We start from the raw sequence: 2,532 nt of genomic DNA on the forward strand, positions 1-2,532 counted from the left end.
GAAGGTGCCGCCGCCCATGTAGGCGCGGTCGAGATAGAGCTTGAGGATCTCGTTCTTGGTCAGCCGCGTCTCCAGCCAGATCGCCAGGAACGCCTCGTTGACCTTGCGCTCGATGGTGCGCTCGTTGGAGAGGAACAGGTTCTTCGCCAGCTGCTGGGTGATCGAGGAGCCGCCCTGGCGCACGCCGCCGGCCTGGGCGTTGGTGACGAGCGCACGCGCCAGGCCGGGGATGTCGATGCCGAAATGCTCGTAGAAGCGGCGGTCCTCGGTGGCGAGCGTCGCCTTGATCAGGTTGTCCGGAAAGTCCTCCAGCGGAATCGAATCATTGTGCTTGATGCCGCGGCTGCCGATCGGGTTGCCGTAGCGGTCGAGGAACGAGACCGCGAGGTCGGATTTCTTCAGCCAGTCCTCGTCCGCAGTCTCGCGGAAGGCCGGGATCGCCAGCGTCAGCAGCAGCACCAGGCCGCCGAGCCCGAGCGTTGCGGCTTCCGAGAACGGCTCGATGAACACCCAGCGCTTCCATCCGCCGACATAGAAGCGGTCCATGAAGGTCGAGAAGCGCTCGTAGAGCTCGCGGGCGCCCTTGGCGGAGGAGAACAGGCTGGAATCGATGCGCGCGTCGAGATCCAGCATGAAATGCCGGATCCGGGTCTTCCAATGCGGTGGGATGATCTGGCGCGGCACGAGGACTCTTCGTCTTGCAAAGTGGTCGCGCACCCGGCAGGGGTGCCGCGACGCCATTTTGGTGGATTGTTAAGGCAAACCCAAGGCGCTTCCAGAAACCAGGGCGCTTCAGCGTCGTCGGATGAACAGCGAGTCTCTATCTACCTGAGCAGCGCCGTTAAACCAATGACCTGCGCCGACTTTTGATCGCCAGAGTCAAGGGGGCCGGCGGTCGCCCGGGCCCGTCGGCCAGGACGATCGCGTTCGCGGTCGATGGTTGTGCTCACCGCGCACTTGCGCGCATGCCGCTCCACCTCCTAAGTGGATTGTGACCGTTCTTGAGGAGCTTCCGAAGCCCGCTCGCAGCCATGACCGCGCCGCCCAAACCAGTTTCGGACCAGGAGGGTTTCTTCTGGAAAACCAAGACGTTGGAGGAGATGTCCGACGTCGAATGGGAAAGCCTGTGCGATGGCTGCGGCCGCTGCTGCCTGGAGAAGCTCGAGGATGAGGATACCGGCAGGATCTTCTTCACCCATGTTTCCTGCAAGCTTCTGGACGCCGGCCTATGCACCTGCAAGGATTACGCGAATCGTTCAGAAAAAGTATCCGATTGCGTCCGCCTGACACCGGAGAATGTCCGCACCATCAACTGGCTGCCGCCGAGCTGTGGCTATCGCCTGGTGGCCGAGGGGCGCGATCTCTATTGGTGGCACCCGCTGATCTCGGGCGACCCCGAGACGGTGCATGAAGCCGGCGTCTCGGTGCGCGGGCGGGTCGAGGGAACCGAGCTCGATATCGCCGACGCCGACCTTGAGGATCACATTGTCCGCTGGCCGCAGCTCCTGCCGAAGCAGGCGCGGCTGAAGAGGCGGCCCAAGCTCTAATCGTCAAGGAGGCAATCGTCCAACGCCGGATCGCCGGGCGCCATCCATCACGCGATTGCGAAGGACAGCTTTCGGGACACACCCATGCGTGGAACGGTCTGCCGCAGAGCACAATGATTGCCTAGATTGCATCCGACTCGAAAAATTCAACGCGGCCTTCACCGCGCCAGCGCCAAAATGTCCTCATGAACAAGTTCGAACGGCAGAGCCGTGACCCTGCCGCCTCACATCCTTTGCCTGCCTCTCTTGCCGAAGAGCTGACGGAACTTTCACCTGACGTGATCGCGCTGTCGGACGCACCGCCGCTGGCGCCGCGCGCGCCGCTGACCCCGGCCGAGATCCGCACCATCCTGATGAGCCTGATGCTGGCGATGTTCCTGGCCGCGCTGGACCAGACCATCGTCGCGACCGCGTTGCCGACCATCGGCCGCCAGTTCCAGGACGTCCCCAACCTGTCCTGGGTGATTACCGCCTATCTGCTGGCCTCGACCTCGGTGGCGCCGGTGTTCGGCACCCTGAGCGACATCTATGGCCGCCGCGCCATGATCATCGTGGCGCTGAGCCTGTTCATCGCCGGCTCCGTGCTGTGCGCGGTGGCGCCGAACATGGGCATCCTCATTCTCGCCCGCGCCCTGCAGGGGCTCGGCGGCGGCGGCATCCTGCCGATCGTGCAGACGGTGATCTCCGACCTGGTGAGCCCCCGCGAGCGCGGCCAGTACCAGGCCTATTTCTCCGGCGTCTGGGTTGCGGCCGGCGTCGGCGGGCCGGTGCTGGGTGGCTTCTTCGCCGAGCATCTGCACTGGTCGATGATCTTCTGGATCAACGTGCCGCTGGCGGTCGCGGCGCTGGCGCTGTTGTTGCCGAAGATGCGCAGGATTCCGGTGTTTCACCGCCGCCGCGAGGTCGACTGGCTCGGCGGCCTGCTGCTGATGGCGTCCGCCGTGGTGTTCATGCTGGTCTTGACCTGGGGCGGCAACCGCTACCT

The 2,532-nt window shown here is 64.4% G+C and carries 3 protein-coding genes; 2 read left to right on the plus strand and 1 reads right to left on the minus strand.

Annotated features, from left to right (window positions below):
* On the minus strand, positions 1 to 633 hold a 633-nt coding region (locus JOY90_RS10505; protein WP_291691069.1), incomplete at its 3' end, for a biosynthetic peptidoglycan transglycosylase.
* A gap of 398 nt (positions 634 to 1,031) precedes the next feature.
* Between JOY90_RS10505 and JOY90_RS10510 the strand changes: the two genes are divergently transcribed.
* Positions 1,032 to 1,547: a YcgN family cysteine cluster protein gene (locus tag JOY90_RS10510; RefSeq protein WP_291691067.1), complete on the plus strand. Its 516-nt coding sequence runs from the start codon at positions 1,032 to 1,034 to the stop codon at positions 1,545 to 1,547.
* Between the two features lie 185 nt (positions 1,548 to 1,732).
* A partial coding sequence (locus JOY90_RS10515; RefSeq protein ID WP_291691068.1) for an MFS transporter occupies positions 1,733 to 2,532 on the plus strand: 800 nt, incomplete at its 3' end.

Origin of the sequence: Bradyrhizobium sp. (genome assembly GCF_019242285.1) — a bacterium.
Taxonomy (GTDB): Bacteria; Pseudomonadota; Alphaproteobacteria; order Rhizobiales; family Xanthobacteraceae; genus Bradyrhizobium.